This is a genomic window from Streptomyces sp. 549, assembly GCF_030124175.1.
Lineage (GTDB): Bacteria > Actinomycetota > Actinomycetes > Streptomycetales > Streptomycetaceae > Streptomyces.
The window spans coordinates 1-18,630 of the sequence record NZ_JASKMT010000042.1 but is presented as its reverse complement, the minus strand read 5'-3'; the positions used below and the strand labels follow the sequence as shown (position 1 = coordinate 18,630).

General features: G+C 70.0%; 17 protein-coding genes. 8 read left to right on the top strand and 9 right to left on the bottom strand.

Annotated elements, in window-relative coordinates; all coding sequences use genetic code 11:
• Positions 1–184: 184 nt before the first annotated feature.
• The 7 genes from QNO07_RS26505 (at position 185) to trxA (ending at position 9,845) form a co-directional block, all read left to right on the top strand.
• A complete protein-coding gene (locus QNO07_RS26505; protein WP_283995050.1) occupies positions 185–2,494 on the top strand; it encodes a DUF6049 family protein in 2,310 nt (769 codons plus the stop codon).
• 95 nt (positions 2,495–2,589) lie between these two features.
• Positions 2,590–4,767 carry a murein biosynthesis integral membrane protein MurJ gene (gene murJ / locus QNO07_RS26500; RefSeq protein ID WP_502961945.1) on the top strand — a complete coding sequence of 726 codons (2,178 nt, stop codon included), beginning with the start codon at positions 2,590–2,592 and terminating at the stop codon, positions 4,765–4,767.
• Positions 4,768–4,894: 127 nt separating this feature from the next.
• Positions 4,895–6,574: a protein kinase family protein gene (locus tag QNO07_RS26495; RefSeq protein WP_283995048.1), complete on the top strand. Its 1,680-nt coding sequence runs from the start codon at positions 4,895–4,897 to the stop codon at positions 6,572–6,574.
• A gap of 37 nt (positions 6,575–6,611) precedes the next feature.
• Entirely contained in the window at positions 6,612–7,409 is a 798-nt protein-coding gene (gene sigM / locus QNO07_RS26490; RefSeq protein ID WP_283995046.1) for an RNA polymerase sigma factor SigM, read from the top strand.
• The gene (locus tag QNO07_RS26485) at positions 7,406–8,332 is read left to right on the top strand and encodes an anti-sigma factor family protein (protein ID WP_283995045.1); all 927 of its coding nucleotides are present in this window, start codon (positions 7,406–7,408) and stop codon (positions 8,330–8,332) included. Before sigM ends, QNO07_RS26485 begins: the two co-directional genes overlap by 4 nt.
• Before the next feature lie 157 nt (positions 8,333–8,489).
• Positions 8,490–9,482, top strand: a complete 993-nt coding sequence (trxB, locus tag QNO07_RS26480) for a thioredoxin-disulfide reductase (protein WP_283995044.1) — start codon at positions 8,490–8,492, stop codon at positions 9,480–9,482.
• Between the two features lie 39 nt (positions 9,483–9,521).
• The gene (gene trxA / locus QNO07_RS26475; protein WP_283995043.1) at positions 9,522–9,845 is read left to right on the top strand and encodes a thioredoxin; all 324 of its coding nucleotides are present in this window, start codon (positions 9,522–9,524) and stop codon (positions 9,843–9,845) included.
• A 75-nt stretch (positions 9,846–9,920) separates the two neighbouring features.
• On the opposite strand, the gene QNO07_RS26470 is transcribed toward trxA, so the two are convergent.
• The 9 genes from QNO07_RS26470 to rpmH form a co-directional block, all read right to left on the bottom strand.
• Positions 9,921–10,538, bottom strand: coding sequence for a GNAT family N-acetyltransferase (locus QNO07_RS26470; protein ID WP_283995042.1), 618 nt, complete (start codon positions 10,536–10,538; stop codon positions 9,921–9,923).
• A 47-nt stretch (positions 10,539–10,585) separates the two neighbouring features.
• Positions 10,586–11,689, bottom strand: coding sequence for a ParB/RepB/Spo0J family partition protein (locus tag QNO07_RS26465; protein WP_283995041.1), 1,104 nt, complete (start codon positions 11,687–11,689; stop codon positions 10,586–10,588).
• Positions 11,686–12,732, bottom strand: a complete 1,047-nt coding sequence (locus tag QNO07_RS26460) for a ParA family protein (protein ID WP_502961944.1) — start codon at positions 12,730–12,732, stop codon at positions 11,686–11,688. The genes QNO07_RS26465 and QNO07_RS26460 overlap by 4 nt, the downstream gene beginning before the upstream one ends.
• Positions 12,733–13,155: 423 nt before the next feature.
• Positions 13,156–13,893, bottom strand: coding sequence for a 16S rRNA (guanine(527)-N(7))-methyltransferase RsmG (gene rsmG / locus QNO07_RS26455; RefSeq protein WP_283995040.1), 738 nt, complete (start codon positions 13,891–13,893; stop codon positions 13,156–13,158).
• Positions 13,890–14,393, bottom strand: a complete 504-nt coding sequence (locus tag QNO07_RS26450) for a Jag family protein (RefSeq protein ID WP_283995039.1) — start codon at positions 14,391–14,393, stop codon at positions 13,890–13,892. Before QNO07_RS26450 ends, rsmG begins: the two co-directional genes overlap by 4 nt.
• Before the next feature lie 14 nt (positions 14,394–14,407).
• A complete protein-coding gene (gene yidC / locus QNO07_RS26445; RefSeq protein WP_283995038.1) occupies positions 14,408–15,463 on the bottom strand; it encodes a membrane protein insertase YidC in 1,056 nt (351 codons plus the stop codon).
• A 3-nt stretch (positions 15,464–15,466) separates the two neighbouring features.
• Positions 15,467–15,754: a membrane protein insertion efficiency factor YidD gene (gene yidD, locus QNO07_RS26440; protein ID WP_283995037.1), complete on the bottom strand. Its 288-nt coding sequence runs from the start codon at positions 15,752–15,754 to the stop codon at positions 15,467–15,469.
• The gene (rnpA, locus tag QNO07_RS26435; RefSeq protein WP_283995036.1) at positions 15,751–16,119 is read right to left on the bottom strand and encodes a ribonuclease P protein component; all 369 of its coding nucleotides are present in this window, start codon (positions 16,117–16,119) and stop codon (positions 15,751–15,753) included. The genes yidD and rnpA overlap by 4 nt, the downstream gene beginning before the upstream one ends.
• A gap of 22 nt (positions 16,120–16,141) precedes the next feature.
• Positions 16,142–16,279, bottom strand: coding sequence for a 50S ribosomal protein L34 (gene rpmH, locus QNO07_RS26430; protein ID WP_064728817.1), 138 nt, complete (start codon positions 16,277–16,279; stop codon positions 16,142–16,144).
• Positions 16,280–16,722: 443 nt separating this feature from the next.
• On the opposite strand from rpmH, the gene dnaA reads away from it, so the two are divergent.
• Complete coding sequence (gene dnaA, locus QNO07_RS26425; protein WP_283995035.1) at positions 16,723–18,531, top strand: chromosomal replication initiator protein DnaA; 1,809 nt, start codon at positions 16,723–16,725, stop codon at positions 18,529–18,531.
• Positions 18,532–18,630 lie beyond the last annotated feature (99 nt).

The following is an 18,630-nucleotide window of genomic DNA, read 5'->3' as shown; positions in this document are numbered from 1 at the left end:
CAAGAGAGGGTACGTGCCGCCGCACCGGGCGGCGTACGGATATCCGCCGCCGCGGCCCCGCCCGGCATGGCGCGCAGGGTCCACGGCGCCCACCGCGGCACCTCGGGCCTGCGGCAATCGTTAGCATCGTCGTGGGTGCGGTACGACCACCAGTGGCGGGCGGAAGATGAGGACGGGCGAGCGCGTGGCCGAAGCGGCAGAGAAGCAGGGCAATCCCGGCACGCCTGCCCCCCGGCGGTGGCTGCACCGCCTCACCGCCGCCCTCGTGGCGGTGCCGCTCCTCACCGGCCTGAGCCAGGCTGCCCCCGCCGCACAGGCGGCAAACCTCGCCCAGCCCGCCAACACCGGCTCCCGGACCGCTGAGGTCTCGCTCAGCGGCCTCAGTCCGGCGGCCCCCGACGAGGACGACACGCTCACCGTCTCGGGCACGGTCACCAACAGGGGCCGCGCGGCCATCACCGACGCCGAGGTGGGCCTGCACGCCGGCCCCCGGCTGAGCACCCGCAGCTCCATCGAGCAGGCCTCCACCCGTGACGGGTACGCGCCCGGGCTCGACGGCACGCAGCTCACCGGCAAGAACACCTCGGTGGAGCTCGCCGACATCGCCGCAGGGGCGACCCGCTCCTTCACCCTCGACGTCCCGGTGAAGCGCCTCAAGCTCGGCGCGGACGGCGTCTACCAGCTGGGCGTCAGCGTCACCGGGCAGACGCAGAGCGAGGCGTACCCGCACGTCCTGGGCATCGAGCGCACCTTCCTCCCCTGGCAGACCGAGCCGGCCGACACACGGACCCGGCTGACGTTCCTGTGGCCGCTGATCTCCTCGTCGCACCTGACCGCGCGCACCGAGTCCAACGAGCAGCGCACCCCGGTGTTCCGACACGACCGCCTGGCCGACGAGATCGCCCCCGGCGGCCGGCTCCAGCGCATGGTGTCGCTCGGCCGTGACCTGCCGGTCAGCTGGGTGGTCGACCCCGACCTGCTGGCGTCCGTCGACGCGATGACCAAGCCCTACAAGGTGTCCTCGCCCGGCGGCGAACCGGTCGCCGGCAAGGGCCAGGCGGACGCCGCGCAATGGCTGAACGACCTGCAGCAGGCCACCGCCGACAAGGAGGTCATCGCGCTGCCCTTCGGTGATCCCGACCTGGCCTCGCTGGCCCACCGCGGCCGGAACGTGTCCGGCACGCTCAGCCATCTGGGCCCGGCCACCGAGACCGCCCGCACGACCGTCAAGACCGTGCTGCACGTCACGCCGCTCACCGACTTCGCCTGGCCCGTCGAAGGCGCCGTCGACCCCTCGGTGGTGTCCGTCGCCACCTCGGCCGGCGCCCGCAAGGTCATCACCCGCAGCGACAGCCTGCGGGAGACCGGGTCCCTGCCCTACACGCCCAACGCGGCCCGGCCCATCGGCGGCGGCGTCACCGCGGTGAACGCCGACGCCCGGCTCTCCACCCTGTTCCAGGGCGATCTCAGCCGCGCCGGGAACTCGGCGCTCGCCGTGCAGCAGTTCCTCGCCCAGACCCTCTCCGTCACCGAGCAGGACCCCAACCGGCAGCGCAGCCTGCTGGTCGCCCCGCAGCGGCTGCCGTCCAGCAGCCAGGCGACCACCATGGCCCAGGCGGTGCGCGCCCTGCGCGACAACGGCCGCTGGACGGAGTTCACGGACCTCGCCGAGACCGCCAGGGCCAAACCCGACCCGGGGGCCAACCGCAAGGTGCCCGGAGCGGGCTCCTACCCCGACCGGCTGCGCAAGCAGGAACTCAGCACCGGCGCGTTCGAGCAGATCCAGGAGACTCAGCGCTCGCTGAACGCCTTCTCGGTCATTCTCAGCAGCGACGACCGGGTCGTCACGACCTTCGGCAACGCGGTGCGCCGCAGCCTCTCGACCTCCTGGCGGGGCCGGACCGGTGAGGCCGGCCAGTACCGCGCCGACGTGCAGAACTACCTCACCAGCCTCACCGGCGAGGTGCGCCTGGTCCAGAAGTCCCGCATGACGCTCTCCGGGCGCAGCGCGACCATCCCCGTCACCGTGCAGAACAACCTCATCCAGCCGGTCAACGGCCTGGAGCTCCGGCTGACCTCCGGCCGCCGGTTCGGCCTGGAGATCAGCGAGGACACCAAGCCGGTGGTCATCGACGGCGGCCACAGCCAGTCGATCAAGTTCGACACCACCGCCAAGGCCAACGGCCGCACCTTCGTCGAGGCGCAGCTGTACACCAAGGACGGGGCGCCCTACGGCAAGGCGATGACCTTCCAGGTCGACGTCACCGAGATCACCTCCACGGTGCTGCTGGTGATCGCGGGCGGCGTGCTGCTGGTCGTCCTGGCCGGGGCGCGGATGTACACCCAGCGCAAGCGCAGGGGCCCCCAGCCGGACCCCGACGCGCCGCTGGAGCAGGAGAACCCCGCGGACGGCGGCCCCACGGGGGACAACTCCCGTGACACCGGCCCCGAAAGCAAGGACTCCCCCGGCCCGGGTGAGAAAGTGGACTGTTGAGCGAGGTGCCGGGCCGAAGGCCGGCCGGGGACGATGATGTGGGGTACTCAGTGAATGCGCCGTACGACCGCGAACGCCAGGGACCTGATCCCTATGTGCAGGACGCGTACGCGAGCGACCCCTACCGGGATCGCGACCTGGCCGCCCAGGACCCGGTGAAGGAGGCTCTGCGCGATCGTGCCGAGCACCCGCCGCCACCGCCGCCTGCGGCCCCCGAGCCGCTCTACCGGCAGCCTCCGCCGCCCCGGCACGCCCCCGACCCGCAGCGCTGGGCGCCGCCGCCGGCGCCCGAGCCGGACGGCCCCTCACGTCACCTGCCCTACGGCGACGAGCCGTCCACGGTGCAGTTCACCGGCATCGACGAGCTGATCACGCGCGCCCCGGACGACGACGACCGGGACGGGCCCGTGCCCCGCAAGCGCCCCGACGACGCCTTCGCGCACCTCTACCGGGACCAGCAGCTCAGCCCCCAGCCGCCACCCCAGTCCCAGCAGCCCCAGTCCCAGCAGCCCCAGCAACCCGCTCAGCCGCCCGCTGCGCCGCCTCCACCGCCCAGCATGCAGCCGGAGCAGACCGTCGCCCCGCAGGCCCCCAGGACGGCCCCTGAGGCCGCGCCGCCGGGCAAGTCCGGCGGCGGGGGCGGGGGCGGCATCCTCAAGTCCAGCGCCATCATGGCCGCGGGCACCCTGGTGTCCCGGCTCACCGGCTTCCTGCGCACCCTGGTCATCACCGCGGCGCTCGGTGCCGCGCTGCTCGGCGACTCCTACACCGTCGCCTACACGCTGCCCACGATGATCTACATGCTGTCCATCGGCGGCGGCCTCAACTCGGTCTTCGTACCGCAGCTCGTCCGGGCCATGAAGAACGACGCGGACGGCGGCGTCGCCTACGCCAACCGCCTGCTCACCCTGGTGATGGTCATCCTGGGCGCCCTGGTGGCGCTGAGCGTCCTGGTCGCCCCGCTGCTCATCAAGATGCTTTCGGTGCCGATCGCCAACAACCCCGACGCCAACAACGTCGCGGTCACCTTCGCGCGCTACTGCCTGCCCACGATCTTCTTCATGGGCGTGCACGTGGTGATGGGTCAGATCCTCAACGCGCGCGGCCGGTTCGGCGCCATGATGTGGACGCCCGTCCTCAACAACGTCGTCATCATCTGCACCTTCGGCGCGTTCCTGTGGGTCTACGGCGCCCACCGCAGCTCCCAGCTCGGCGTGGACACCATCACTCCTGAGGGCGTGCGGCTGCTCGGCATCGGCACCCTGCTCGGCCTGGTCGTCCAGTCCCTGGCGATGATCCCCTACCTGAAGGCCGCCGGGTTCAGCTTCCGGCCGCGCTTCGACTGGAAGGGCCACGGCCTCGGCAAGGCCGCCAAGCTCGCCAAGTGGACCATCCTGTTCGTGCTCGCCAACCAGGCCGGCCTGATCGTGGTCACCCAGCTCGCCACCGCCGCCGGAGCCTCGGCAGCCGAAGCCGGCAACGAGGGCGCCGGCATCCTCGGTTACAACAACGCCCTGCTCATCTGGCAGATGCCGCAGGCCATCATCACCGTCTCGGTGATGGCGGCCCTGCTGCCCAGGCTGTCCCGGTCCGCCCACGACGGCGACCTCGCCGCCGTCCGCGACGACCTCTCGCACGGGCTGCGCACCTCGGCCGTCGCCATCGTGCCCATCGCCTTCGCGTTCCTCGCCCTCGGCGTGCCGATGTGCCTGGTGCTGTACGCAGCCACCGGCCCCATTCCGGCCAGCTCCATGGGCTTCATCCTGATGGCCTTCGGCCTCGGGCTGATCCCCTACTCCGTCCAGTACGTGGTGCTGCGCGCCTTCTACGCCTACGAGGACACCCGCACGCCGTTCTACAACACCGTCCTGGTCGCCGCGGGCAACGCGGCCGGCGCCGGACTGTGCTACCTGCTGCTGCCCAGCCGCTGGGCCGTCGCTGGAATGGCCGCCTGCTACGGACTCGCCTACGCGTTCGGTGTGATCGTCGCCTGGAAGCGCCTGAGCGCCAAGCTGGAAGGCGACTTGGACGGCGGCCGGATCGCCCGCACCTACGCCAGGCTCACGCTCGCCAGCCTGCCCGCCGCAGCGCTTGCGGGCGGCGCGGCATACGCTTCCGTACAGACGCTGGGCAACGGCCTCATCGGCGGAGCCGTCGGCGTCATCGCCGGTTCGCTCGTGATGGGAGTGGTGTTCGTGCTCACCGCCAAGCGGCTGCGTATCCAGGAACTCACCGCCATGGTGGGCATGGTCCGGGCCAAACTGGGCCGCTGATACAACCCTCGGCCGCCGCCGTGTGTCGTGCACAGTGGCGGCCAACGGGCACAATTGTCCTTGGTCGTTGCCGGCGGAGTCCAAACCCGCGGAGCGGCCACGACGGATTGGGGAGGCAGGAGCGACGGTGGCGGAACGAAGCACGGCTGCCGTCGATGTGGCGCACACGGGCGGCGCGGACGACGGCGACACCAAGCCGCTGGCCGCCCGTACGGACGAGGCCACGTCCGACGGTGCGGGAACCCAGCACGACAGCACCGCGCCCGAACTCCACAGCGGCCACAGACTTGCCCGCCGCTACCGTCTCGAAGAGTGCGTCACCCGACTGGACGGCTTCAGTAGTTGGCGCGCCATGGACGAGAAGCTGCAGCGTGCCGTCGGTGTGCACCTGCTGCCCGCCGACCACGCCCGGGCCCGATCCGTGCTGGCCGCCGCCCGGTCGGCCGCGCTGCTCGGTGATCCGCGCTTCGTCCAGGTGCTCGACGCGGTCGAGGAGAACGACCTCGTCTACGTGGTGCACGAGTGGCTGCCCGACGCCACCCCGCTGACCCGGCTGTTCGCCGCCGGACCGCTGGAACCCCACGAGGCGTACCACCTCGTCAACCAGCTCGCCCAGGCCATGGCCGCCGCCCACCGCGAGGGCCTGGCCCACCTGCGCCTCACTCCCGGTTCGGTGCTGCGCACCGGCTCCGGCCAGTACCGCATCCGCGGTCTCGCCGTGAACGCCGCGCTGCGCGGCATCAGCTCCGACACACCCCAGCGCACCGACACCGAAGCCGTCGGCGCCCTGCTCTACGCCGCGCTCACCCAGCGCTGGCCGTACGAGGAGGACGCCTACGGCCTCACCGGCGTCGCCCGGCTGTCCGGCGGCATCCTGATGCCACCGGACCAGGTACGGGCCGGCGTGCACCGCGGCCTGTCCGAACTGGCGATGCGGGCCCTCGTAAACGACGGCGCCACCGCCTCCAGCGAGGACCAGCCCTGCGCCACTCCGGAGGAGCTGGTCAAGGCCGTCGCCGCGATGCCCCGCATCAAGCCGCCGGAACCCACCTTCACTCAGCCGCCCCCCTACCGCCGCACCACCTACCAGCAGGGCAGCTACGGGCCGCAGACGGCGCACGCCCCCACCGGGCCGCCCCCACCGGTCGCCGCCGACGTGCCGCCCGCTCTGCCCGGCAAGACGGGCAAGGCACTGAAGTGGGGGGTGTCCGCACTGCTGATCGCCGCGCTCGGTCTCGGCAGCTGGCAGATCGCCGACGCCCTCATGAACGGCGGCCGGGAGAACCAGCCCGTCGCCCCCACCGGCTCGGACGACACCTCCAAGACCAAGACCGAGCCCAAACCGCTGAAGATCAGCGACGCCCAGGAGTACTACCCCGACGGCCGCCCCCAGAACGCCGGGCAGGCGGCTGCCACCCACGACGGCGACCCGGAGACGTTCTGGCGGACCAAGAGCTTCCAGGACGGCCCCACCCTCGCCCCCTACAAGGCGGGCGTGGGCGTCATCTACGACCTGGGTGAGATCAGAAGCGTCTCCACGGCCTCCATAAAACTGCGGAACGGCGGCGACCACACCAGCGTCTCCCTCTACGCGGCCCGGTCGTTCTCACCTTCCGCGTCCCTGGACTCACTGCGTAAGGTCGACTCGGTGAAGACCAGTACCACCGAGGCGGAGATGACGTTGGACAAGCCGATCAGGACCCGGTACCTCGTGGTCTGGTTCACGGCGGTGCCCTACTCCTCCGCGGACGGCTTCAGCGGAGCGGGGTACCGGCAGGCGCTGTCCGACGTGTCGTTCACCGGCTGAGCAAGGTCGAGCCGGCCGAGGGGGAGGGGCAGGGAACATGACCGGCGACAGTTCGCCGCGCCGCCGCGCCGCCTCCGGCGACCAGGCCGCCAGGCCCACGCCCGCCACGCCCGCCACGCCCGCCACGCCCGCCACGCCCGCGGTGAACAGCCGTCCCGGCCCCGACGACACCCCGCTGAGCGACGCCGAACTGCTGGCCCGGCACGTGGCCGGCGACCCGGACGCCTTCGCCGAGATCGTCCGCCGCCACCGCGACCGGCTGTGGGCCGTCGCCCTGCGCACCCTCGCCGACCGCGAGGAAGCCGCCGACGCCGTGCAGGACGCCCTGGTCTCCGCCTTCCGGGCGGCACACACCTTCCGCGGCCAGTCCGCCGTCACCACCTGGCTGCACCGCATCACGGTCAACGCCTGCCTGGACCGCGCCCGCAAGACGGCGTCCCGCCGTACCTCGCTCACCGACGACCCAGTGCGCCTGGAGCAGCTGCTCGAACCGGAGGAGTCCGCCGCCGCACCCGCCGAACGGCAGGACGTGTACCGGCAGCTCATCGAAGCCCTCTCCGAGCTGCCCGCCGAACAGCGCGCCGCGCTGGTGCTGGTGGACATGCAGGGCTATCCGGTCGCCGAGGCCGCCGACATCCTGGAGGTGCCCACCGGCACCGTCAAGAGCCGCTGCTCCCGCGGCAGAGCCCGGCTCCTGCCGCTGCTGAGCCATCTTCGCCCAGAGGGTAGCGCGCCCAAGGAGAGGGGAAGGAACCGGACGCAGGGGGCGCCCGTCCCACCCCCGCAAGGTGTTGAAGGAACCGGAGCCGTGAAGGGCGGAGGTGGATCCACATGACCGCGTCTTCCGCGACGTACGGCACCGACGACCACCCGGAGGTCGCCGAGATCTCCGCACTCTCCGAGGGGCTGCTGCCCCCCGAGCGGTCGGCCACGGTCCGCACCCACCTGACCGACTGCCCGCTGTGTGCCGACGTACGTACCTCCCTGGAGGAGATCCGCGACGCCCTCGGCACGCTGCCCGGCCCGGTGCGCATGCCCGAGGACATCGCCGGCCGCATCGACGCCGCACTCGCCGCCGAGGCACTGCTGGAGGCGACAGCACCCGAATCCGTGGAACCCCCCGAAACCCCCTCCGCAGCGGCGCGTGTTTCACGTGAAACACGACGCCCGGCCGGCACGCCGCAGCGAGGCTCCGCAGGACCGGGACGTCCGCACCGACGGCCGGCCCGCCGCAGGCGCACCACGCTGCTCGCCGTCACCGGCACGCTTGCGGCCCTCTCCCTGGGAGCGGTCCTCGTCCCCGTCCTGTTGTCCGGAGCCGGCCAGGAGACCACCGAGCAGGCGTCCGAGCCCGGTCGTTCGGTCGCGGAAAGCCCCACCGGACTCTCTGTGCAGGCTCTGGAAGAGAAGGTGCACACCCTGCTCGCCCAGACTCCGGAGAACGAGCCACCCGGCGCGCTGCCGCAACCGGAGACCGCTCCCGAGGTGGGAGCCCAGACCAACCCGACCGCCCCCCTGCGCGGCGGCTCCGGCGCCACGGGCGTGCCCTACTGCGTGCGGGAAGGCGTCAACCGCAGCGAGACATATCTCGCAGCCGCCCCGGAGATGTACGAGGGCACCGCGGCGTACCTGGTGGTCCTGCCGCACCCCGGCGACAGCAACCGGGTGGACGTCTACGTGGTGGACGCGACGTGCGTCTCCGAGGCCCCCAGCGAGCCCGGACGGCTGATCAGCTCCCGCACCTTCGACCGCCGCTGACCGACGTACCGCCGCCTCCGCGCTGTTCTCCCCTGCCCTGAGGGCCACGCCCGGGCGAAGCGCCCCGGGCGGGACGGGAATGCTGTCCCCTTAGGATCCGTTAGGTGGGGTGAAGGCAGCTCCAGACCCGCCAACGTCGGCAGACAAGGAAGAATCCGTGAGCGATGTCCGTAACGTGATCATTATCGGTTCGGGGCCCGCGGGATACACCGCGGCTCTGTACACCGCGCGGGCTTCGTTGGCACCGCTGGTGTTCGAGGGCTCCGTGACCGCCGGTGGCGCGCTGATGAACACGACCGAGGTGGAGAACTTCCCCGGGTTCCAGGACGGCATCATGGGTCCGGAGCTGATGGACCAGATGCGCGCCCAGGCGGAGCGCTTCGGAGCCGAGCTGCTCCCGGACGACGTCATCGCGGTGGACCTCACCGGCGAGATCAAGACCGTCACCGACACGGCGGGAACCGTGCACCGGGCCCGGACCGTGATCGTGGCCACCGGCTCCCAGCACCGCAAGCTCGGGCTGCCCGAGGAGGACGCGCTCTCCGGTCGCGGCGTCTCGTACTGCGCCACCTGTGACGGCTTCTTCTTCCGTGAGCACGACATCGCCGTCATCGGTGGCGGTGACACCGCCATGGAGGAGGCCACCTTCCTCTCCCGGTTCGCCCGCTCGGTCACCGTGGTCCACCGCCGCGACACCCTGCGCGCCTCCAAGACGATGCAGGACCGCGCCTTCGCCGATCCCAAGATCAAGTTCGCCTGGAACAGTGAGGTCGCCGCCCTGCACCAGAGTGAGGGCAAGCTGTCCGGCCTCACCCTGCGGGACACCACGACGGGCGACACCTCGGAGCTGCCCGTCACCGGCCTGTTCGTGGCCATCGGCCACGACCCTCGGACCGAGCTGTTCACGGACGTGCTCGCCCTCGACGACGAGGGGTACCTGAAGGTGGAGGCGCCCTCCACCCGGACCAGCCTGCCCGGTGTCTTCGCGGCCGGCGACGTCGTGGACCACACCTACCGCCAGGCGATCACCGCCGCGGGTACCGGTTGCGCCGCGGCACTGGACGCCGAGCGCTACCTGGCGGCTCAGAGCGCGGTCTCCCCGGAGGAGACCCCCGAGCCCGAGAAGACCGAGGCTGCGGCCACCGTCTGATCCACCACCCCTGCCACGCAAGACAACAGAGGAGACAACATGGCCACCGTGACCGCGACCGACGCGGACTTCGCCGAGGTCGTTCTGAAGAGCGACAAGCCCGTCCTTGTCGACTTCTGGGCGGCCTGGTGCGGCCCCTGCCGTCAGATCGCGCCCTCGCTCGAGGCGATCTCCGAGGAGCAGGCCGACAAGCTCACCATCGTCAAGCTCAACATCGACGAGAACCCCGCGACCGCGGCCAAGTACGGCATCATGTCGATCCCGACCATGAACGTCTACTCCGGCGGCGAGGTCGTCAAGACCATCGTGGGTGCCAAGCCGAAGGCCGCCATCGAGAAGGACCTCGCCGAGTTCATCGGCTGAGCAAGCTCCCCGCCCAGCGAGGCAGTTTCACGTGAAACGGGAGCGCGTCTCGGCAGGGCAGCAGCGGAGGACCCGTCAGAGCGGCCGCAGCACGGGGTCCTTGTGCACAGCGCCGAGCAACTGGTCGAGGGCCCGCTCGACGTCCATCTTCCAGGAGAGGGTGGATCGCAGTTCCAGGCGCAGTCGCGGATAGCGCGGATGCGTGCGCACGGTCTTGAAGCCCACGCTCAGAAGATAGTCGGCTGGCAACAGGCAGGATGGTTCCTCGATGCGGGCGTCGGCGAACGCCTCGATGGCCTTGCACCCACGTCGCAGCAGATCCTTCGCCACTGTCTGCACCAGGACACGCCCCAACCCCTCCCCCTGGAAGGGCGGAAGCAGCTGGGCCGTCATCAGCTGCACGGCGTCGGGGGAGACCGGGCTGGTGGGAAAGGCAGTGGAGCGCGGCACATAGTCCGGGGGCGCGTAGAGCACGAACCCAGCCGGAACCTCGTCGACGTAGAGAAGGCGCCCGCAGGACCCCCATTCCAGCAGCACCGCGGAGAGCCAGGCCTCCTTCTCCCACTCAGGGCGGCCCGTCCGCACCGCGGCTTCGCCGCTGACCGGGTCCATTTCCCAGAACACGCAGCCGCGGCACTTGCCAGGCAAGTCCGAGAGGTTGTCCAGCGTGAGCGGGACAAGCTGACGCCCCATGGATCCATCGTATCCATGGGGCGTCAGCTCTGCCGGGAAGCGCGAGCCTATTCGCCTGAGCCTTCCGTGTTCTTGTCGCCGGCCGCATCAAGCACCCTGCCCTCGCCGGGGGCGAGCTGGCCAAGGATGCGCTCAAGATCCTCTATCGAGGCGAACTCGACGACGATCTTGCCCTTCTTCTGGCCGAGGTCGACCTTCACCCGCGTCTCGAACCGGTCGGACAGCCGGCCGGCCAGCTCGTCCAGCGCGGGCGCGACGCGCTTGCCCGCCCTGGGACCCTTGGCCTTGGCCTTGCTCTGCGGGGAGGACCCCAGCAGAGTCACGATCTCCTCGACCGCGCGTACCGACAGCCCCTCCGCCACGATGCGGTGGGCCAGGCGGTCCTGCTCCTCGGAGTCATCCACCGACAGCAGCGCACGTGCATGGCCAGCCGACAGCACACCGGCGGCAACCCGACGCTGCACCGGTGGGGAAAGCCGCAGCAACCGCAGGGTGTTGGAGACCTGAGGACGGGACCGGCCGATGCGGTCGGCCAACTGGTCGTGTGTGCAGTCGAAGTCCTTCAGAAGCTGGTCGTAGGCGGCGGCCTCCTCCAGCGGGTTCAGCTGGGCACGGTGCAGGTTCTCCAGCAGTGCGTCCAGCAGCAGCTTGTCGTCGTCGGTGGCCCGGATGATCGCGGGAATGCTGGTCAGGCCCGCCTCCCGACAGGCCCGCCAGCGCCGCTCGCCCATGATCAGCTCGTAGCTGCGGGAACCGCTCTGCCGCACCACCACCGGCTGCAGCAGACCGACCTCCTTGATGGAGGTCACCAGTTCCGCGAGTGCGTCTTCGTCGAATACCTCGCGCGGCTGCCGGGAGTTGGGCGTGATCGCGTCGATGGGGATCTCGGCGAAGTGCGCTCCTGCCGCCTCACCGGACACCGCGGCATCGGCCTTGCTGCCGCCCTCGCCAGCCGACCGCCTTCCGGCGTCAGGCAGTGCCGTCACCTTCGCGGCGGCGACCCCGCGGTCCGGCGGCAGAACCGGCACGGCGGTCGGGGACGTCACCCCGTTGGCTCCCACCACCGGCATCACCTCGTCCTCCGAAGCTGTCGGTGCGGCAGGGATCAGCGCACCCAGCCCACGGCCGAGTCCTCTACGTCGTTCACTCACTGCGTACCCTCCACCATGCTGTGCTGATCCTGTTGTACGCCGGCCCCGCGCAGGGCGATCTCGCGCGCTGCCTCGAGGTAGGAGAGGGCTCCGCTCGACCCCGGGTCGTAGGTGAGAACGGTCTGGCCGTAGCTCGGCGCTTCGGAGATGCGGACCGACCGCGGGATGTTGGTCCGCAGCACCTCCTTCCCGAAGTGGGTGCGCACCTCCTCCGCAACCTGGGAGGCGAGCCGCGTCCTGCCGTCGTACATGGTCAGCAGGATCGTCGAGACGTGCAGCTCCGGGTTCAGATGCCCCTTGACCAGGTCGACGTTGCGCAGCAGCTGGCCCAGGCCCTCCAGCGCGTAGTACTCGCACTGGATCGGGATGACCACCTCCGCACCGGCGACCAGCGCGTTGACGGTGAGCAGGCCAAGCGAAGGCGGGCAGTCGATGAGGACGTAGTCGAGAGGCTGCTCGTACGCCTTCAGCGCCCGGTCGAGGCGGGACTCACGGGCCACCAGCGAGACCAGCTCGATCTCCGCACCGGCGAGATCGATGGTGGCCGGCGCACAGAACATGCCCTCGACGTCGGGTACCGGCTGCACCACGTCGGACAGTGGCCTGCTCTCCACCAGCACGTCGTAGATGGAAGGGATGTCGGAGTGATGGTCGATACCGAGCGCTGTGGACGCGTTGCCCTGGGGGTCCAGGTCGATCACCAGGACCCGGGCACCGTGCAGAGCCAAGGAGGCCGCCAGGTTGACGGTGGTCGTGGTCTTGCCCACGCCGCCTTTCTGGTTCGCGACGACCATGACGCGTGTCTGAGGTGGCCGTGGCAGGCCTTCACCGGCTCGGTTCATCGCCTCAACCGCCTGCTGGGCGGCACGACCGATCGGGGTGTCGTCCATCGGCGGCGGGGTCTCACGCGTTTCACGTGAAACATCCCCCGCCTCTGTACGGGGACCGGGGACCGGATCGGCCATCGGTCCTGCGATGTTGGCATCGGACCGCAACGGTTCACTCTCCTCGAAAGGCACCTGCGCAGACTCAAAGCCTGCCATGCTTTCGCGGGCATGAACCACTGAGCCCTGTCTCCCTGTGGACAAACCCTCTGTTGTGGATACGTCCGGGCTGCGGGGCGGCCGGTTCTTCAGGGGTGGAAAGCCCGCATGAGGATGGTTCTCCGGGCGAGGCGGCGCCTCCTCGCGGGGCTTGCGGTCGCGCGGCGCGGCAGCCGCACGACCGCGGCTGATGATTCCCTGCAGCAAGTTGCGACGTTTCACGTGAAACACGATGCACCCGAGCCCGGCAGCCACTGCGGGCGACACTCCGGAATGCCCGGTTCTGACGTGTATGGAGTAAGGGCACCTCACTCCGGGACAGACCCGCCATGAATGCCCGGGCGAGCCCAGCTGGCGCGGCCAGAACTGCCAACGGGCAGGTGCCGGGCCGCTGGGCCCGGGCACCTGCCCGTTCAAGCCGTGCTAGCGGCGGCGCCGGGCCGAGCGGCCCGCGCGTGCGGCCTTCGCCCGCTTGGCCGCGAACCGCACACCTCCGGGACTCTCTCCGACCTCGGCACGCACGACAGTGGAGGGCGGATCCACCAGGCCGACGCCGGCCTGGACCACCGAGGTCTCCAGCACGCCGAGCTTCTGCAGGGCGGAGCGGGACGCCTGTAGCTCCTCAGCCGCCGTGTCGCCCTTGAGGGCGAGCATCTGGCCGTAGGGCCGCAGCAGAGGCACACCCCAGCCGGCCAGCCGGTCCAGCGGCGCCACCGCACGGGCGGTGACCACGTGGACGGGCGTGAGCGTGCCCAGCACCTCTTCGGCCCGGCCGCGCACGACGGTGACATGGTCGAGGCCGAGTAGCTCCACGGCCTCCTGGAGAAAGGTGGTGCGCCGCAGCAGCGGTTCCAACAGGGTGATCTTGAGGTCTGGCCGGACAAGGGCCAGCGGAATACCGGGAAGCCCGGCGCCGGAACCCACATCGCAGACGGTGACGTCGGCCGGCACCACCTCGGAGAGCACCGCGCAGTTCAGCAGGTGCCGCCCCCAGAGGCGGGGAACCTCACGGGGCCCGATGAGGCCGCGCTTCACCCCGGCATCCGCCAGCAGTTCCGCGTAGCGCACCGCGTCCGGCAGCCGGTCCCCGAAGACCGCCCCCGCCGCCTCGGGCGGCGGGGAGAGTTCCTGGGGATCGGGAGCGCCGCTGTCCCCGGTCACGGAAGGACAACCACGCAGCGCTGCGGTTCCTCGCCCTCCGACTCACTGCGCAGGCCGGCCGCGGCGACGGCGTCGTGCACCACCTTGCGCTCGAACGGCGTCATCGGCCGCAGCTTGACCCGCTCGCCGCTCGACTTGGCGTCCTCGGTGGCCTGCGTGCCCAGCATGGTCAGCTCCTCGCGCTTCTTGGCGCGGAAGCCGGCGATGTCCAGCATGAGGCGGCTGCGGTCACCCGTCTCGCGGTGCACTGCCAGGCGGGTCAGCTCCTGGAGGGCTTCGAGCACCTCGCCGTCCCGGCCGACCAGCTTCTGGAGGTCGCGTCCGCTGGAGTCGCTGATGATCGACACCGCGGCGCGGTCCGCCTCGACATCCATGTCGATGTCGCCGTCGAGGTCCGCGATGTCGAGCAGGCCCTCGAGGTAGTCGGCCGCGATCTCGCCTTCCTGCTCCAGGTGGCTCAGCGTGTCGGTGCCCTCAGCGGTTTCGGTCGTGTCCGTCACTGAAAGGACTCCTTCTACTTCTTGGTCTTCGCGGACTGCGGCTTCTTCTTGCCCTGCGGGGTCTTGCTCATGTTGGGCTTGTTCTGCTGCGGCTTGGACGACGTCGGCGGTGCCTTCTTCTCCCCGGCGGGCGTCGCGGCAGCCGACTGGCGCTTGGACTTCGTCTGGCGCTTGGGCTGGGCGCGCTTGGCGCGGGCTTCCTCGACGGCCTTCTGCGCCTCGACCTCGGCCGGGTCCTCCTTGAGCTTGCCCTTGGCACGCAGCTTCTCCTGCCGGTGCTTGTAGGCAAGCGAGCCCGGCGTCGGGTTGCGCTTGATGATGTACATCTGCTGGCCGAGCGTCCACACGTTGGTGGTGAGCCAGTAGACGAGCACACCGACGGGGAAGTTGATGCCGAACACGGCGAACATGACCGGGAAGACGTACATCAGCAGCTTCTGCTGCTGCATGAACGGGGTCTTCACCGTGAGGTCGACGTTCTTCGTCATGAGCTGGCGCTGCGTGTAGAACTGCGACAGCGACATCATCACGATCATGATGACTGTGACGATGCGGACGTCCGTGAGGTCGGCGTTGAGGTCCGCGACCTTCTGCGCGCCGTCCATGAACTTGGCCGCGATGGGGGCGCCGAAGATGGAGGCGTTACGGGCGCTCTCCACCATGTCGGCGTCGAGCACACCCACCGGCTTGTTCTGGGCGATCTTGTTGAGCACCTGGAAGAGCGCGATGAAGAAGGGCGACTGCGCCAGGATCGGCAGGCAGCTGGAGAGCGGGTTGGTACCCGTCTCCTTGTACAGCTTCATCATCTCTTCGGACTGGCGCTGCTTGTCGCTCTTGTAGCGCTCCTGGATCGCCTTCATCCGCGGCTGGAGCGCCTGCATGTTCCGGGTCGCCTTGATCTGCTTCACGAACAGCGGGATCAGGCAGATCCGGATCAGGATCACCAGGAAGACGATGGACAGACCCCAGGCCCAGCCGCTGTCCTCGTCGAAGACGAGGCTGAGCAGCGAGTGGAACTGGACGATGATCCAGGAAACAGCGGTATAGAGAGGACCGAGGATCGTGTCCACGAATCAGGCTCCTTGGGCGTTGGACTGGGTCCGATGCTGCCAGCGGCTGCGCAGCCGCTGATGCCAGACCGGGTGCTTCCGGGCAGGAACGTGGTCGACGCCACCGGGCGACCACGGGTTGCAGCGCAGGATGCGCCACGCAGTAAGCGCCGTCCCCTTCACCGCTCCGTGCCGGTTGACCGCTTCGTAGCCGTAGTGCGAGCACGACGGGTAGTACCGGCACACCGGGCCCAGCAGCGGGCTGATGGTCCACTGGTACAGCTTGATCAACCACAGCAACGGGTACTTCACGACGGCGGCCCTCCAAGAAGCCGCTGCAGTGCGGCGTCCAGATCGCGGGCCAGCTCGTTGTGGTCCGCCTCTGCCGCACCGGGCAGCGCTCGTACGACCACCAGGCTACCGGCGTGCAGCAGCATCAGTCGGTCCCGTATCAGATGGCGCAGACGCCGCTTCACCCTGTTACGGACAACAGCGTTTCCGACAGCCTTGCTCACGACGAAACCCGCACGCGGCGGGGGAGCGGTTCCCCCCGCCGGATGCGGGTCCGTGCGGTGACTCAGGTGTACGACGAGGAGCGGGCGACCAGCGCGACGCCCTCGGCGTACTGCGACCGCGAAGTCCTCGCGCCGCCTCAGCCGGTGCTCGGTAGGCAGCACGTCATGGACCTGCGGCTCGTTCTCAGGCCGACAGGCGGGTGCGACCCTTGCTGCGGCGGGTCGCGAGGATCGCGCGACCGGCGCGGGTCCGCATACGCAGCCGGAAGCCGTGGGTCTTCGCACGACGACGGTTGTTCGGCTGGAAGGTGCGCTTGCTCACTCGGGGGCTCCAGAGAAATCTGTGTCTCGCTGAGACAGGTGTGGGGCGCCGACTGGCTGTCACCGTGCGCCCGCGAGAAGCTCGCAACGCCCGATTACACCGCGTCTCGATCCTCAGGATCTTGCCCATCGGAGGCAGGCGGCAGCAGCCATCGACAACTCGACCTGGTTACGGTACGCGCGGCTGTGTCGTCCGGTCAAACCGGAGCGATCCGGCTGCGCAGTGGCCGATCCGGTGCCGGGTACCGCTGATCGAGTGGGGCCGGACGAAGCCAGCCAACCCGATCAACTCACCATGACACATTTGTACACACCCTGTGGACAACAACTTGAGGTGCCTGGCTCGCGACGACTACCGTGAGCGAACTTCGATTCCTTCCCGGGCATCCCGAGAACCACACTTTCGTGAAAAGTGTCCCCCCAGCGAGTGAGAGAGCGTGCCCTGTGGCTGACGTACCTGCCGATCTTGCCGCAGTGTGGCCGCACGTGCTGGAGCAGCTGCTCACCGACGGTCAGGGGATCGAGGCCAAGGACCAGCGCTGGCTCCGGGACTGCCAGCCCCTGGTACTGGTGTCGGGCACCGCGCTGCTCGGCGTGCCCAACGAGTACGCCAAGGGCGTGCTGGAGGGTCGCCTTGCCCCTCTCATCAGCGACGCGCTCAGCCGGGAGTGCCAGCAGCCGATCCGGCTGGCCGTCACCGTCACCGGTCCGGCGCCCGACCAGCAGCCGCCCGCCGCCCAGGGGCCCGGCTCCGAGCCGCAGCAGCAACAGCAGCACCCGCCGCCCCGGCCGCAGGCGCACCGCTACGACGAGCCGCCGCGGTACGAGGAGCCCCGCTACGAGGACCCCCGGTACGACGAGCCCAGGTACGACGAGCAGTTCAAGGACCAGCGGGAGCTGCCGTCGGTCCGCCCGGCCTACCCGGACTACGGCCACCCGCCCCAGCCGCACCGTCCGCCGCGGCAGCACCAGCCCGGTGGCTGGCAGCGGCCGGACAACGACGGCTGGCAGTCCCAGCGGGACCCCTACCCTCCGCAGTCGGGCGGGTACGAGGGCTACGACAAGTACGAGGCGTACGAGCAGCGGCCGCAGCCCGGCTACGACCAGCACCAGCAGAAGCCGCCGTCCCGCTTCGAGGAGCCGATGTCCCTGCCGGCGCCCAGCGGCGCCCCGGGGCCGCTGGCCGCGCAGCCCGCGCCGGCCACCGGCCCGGGTGAGCCGACGGCCCGGCTGAACCCGAAGTACCTCTTCGACACCTTCGTCATCGGCGCCTCCAACCGCTTCGCGCACGCCGCGGCGGTGGCGGTCGCCGAGGCCCCGGCGAAGGCGTACAACCCGCTGTTCATCTACGGCGAGTCCGGCCTGGGCAAGACCCACCTGCTGCACGCGATCGGCCACTACGCGCGCAGCCTCTACCCGGGCACCCGGGTGCGGTACGTGAGCTCGGAGGAGTTCACCAACGAGTTCATCAACTCCATCCGCGACGGCAAGGCGGACGCGTTCCGCAGGCGCTACCGCGACATGGACATCCTCCTGGTGGACGACATCCAGTTCCTGGCGAGCAAGGAGTCGACGCAGGAGGAGTTCTTCCACACCTTCAACACCCTGCACAACGCCAACAAGCAGATCGTGCTTTCCAGCGACCGACCGCCCAAGCAGCTGGTGACCCTGGAGGACCGGCTGCGCAACCGGTTCGAGTGGGGCCTGATCACGGACGTGCAGCCCCCCGAGCTGGAGACGAGGATCGCGATCCTCCGCAAGAAGGCCGTACAGGAGCAGCTGAACGCGCCGCCCGAGGTGCTGGAGTTCATCGCGTCCCGCATCTCGCGGAACATCCGCGAGCTGGAGGGCGCGCTGATCCGCGTCACCGCCTTCGCCAGCCTGAACCGGCAGCCGGTCGACCTAGGCCTGACCGAGATTGTGCTGAAGGACCTCATCCCCGGCGGGGAGGACGCCACTCCGGAGATCACCGCGCCCGCGATCATGGCCGCCACCGCGGACTACTTCGGTCTGACCGTCGAGGACCTGTGCGGCTCCTCGCGGAGCCGGGTGCTGGTCACCGCCCGGCAGATCGCCATGTACCTGTGCCGCGAGCTGACGGACCTGTCGCTGCCGAAGATCGGCGGCCAGTTCGGCGGACGCGACCACACCACGGTCATGCACGCGGACCGCAAGATCCGGGCCCTGATGGCCGAGCGCCGGTCCATCTACAACCAGGTCACCGAACTGACCAACCGCATCAAGAACGGCTGAGCCGCCCCGCTCCTAGTAGTGCTTCGTTAGGTTCTGCGTCTGGTTCGGTTGCGGGGCAGGGGTCGGTTGCAGGTGGTGCAGGTGCCGGTCCAGCCCTTC

Coding starts and splice junctions, on each gene's coding strand:
- sigM (WP_283995046.1), top strand. CDS start 6,612: ATGACCGGCGACAGTTCGCCGCGCCGCCGCGCCGCCTCCGGCGACCAG.
- trxA (WP_283995043.1), top strand. CDS start 9,522: ATGGCCACCGTGACCGCGACCGACGCGGACTTCGCCGAGGTCGTTCTG.
- QNO07_RS26485 (WP_283995045.1), top strand. CDS start 7,406: ATGACCGCGTCTTCCGCGACGTACGGCACCGACGACCACCCGGAGGTC.
- QNO07_RS26470 (WP_283995042.1), bottom strand. CDS start 10,538: ATGGGGCGTCAGCTTGTCCCGCTCACGCTGGACAACCTCTCGGACTTG.
- QNO07_RS26460 (WP_502961944.1), bottom strand. CDS start 12,732: ATGGCAGGCTTTGAGTCTGCGCAGGTGCCTTTCGAGGAGAGTGAACCG.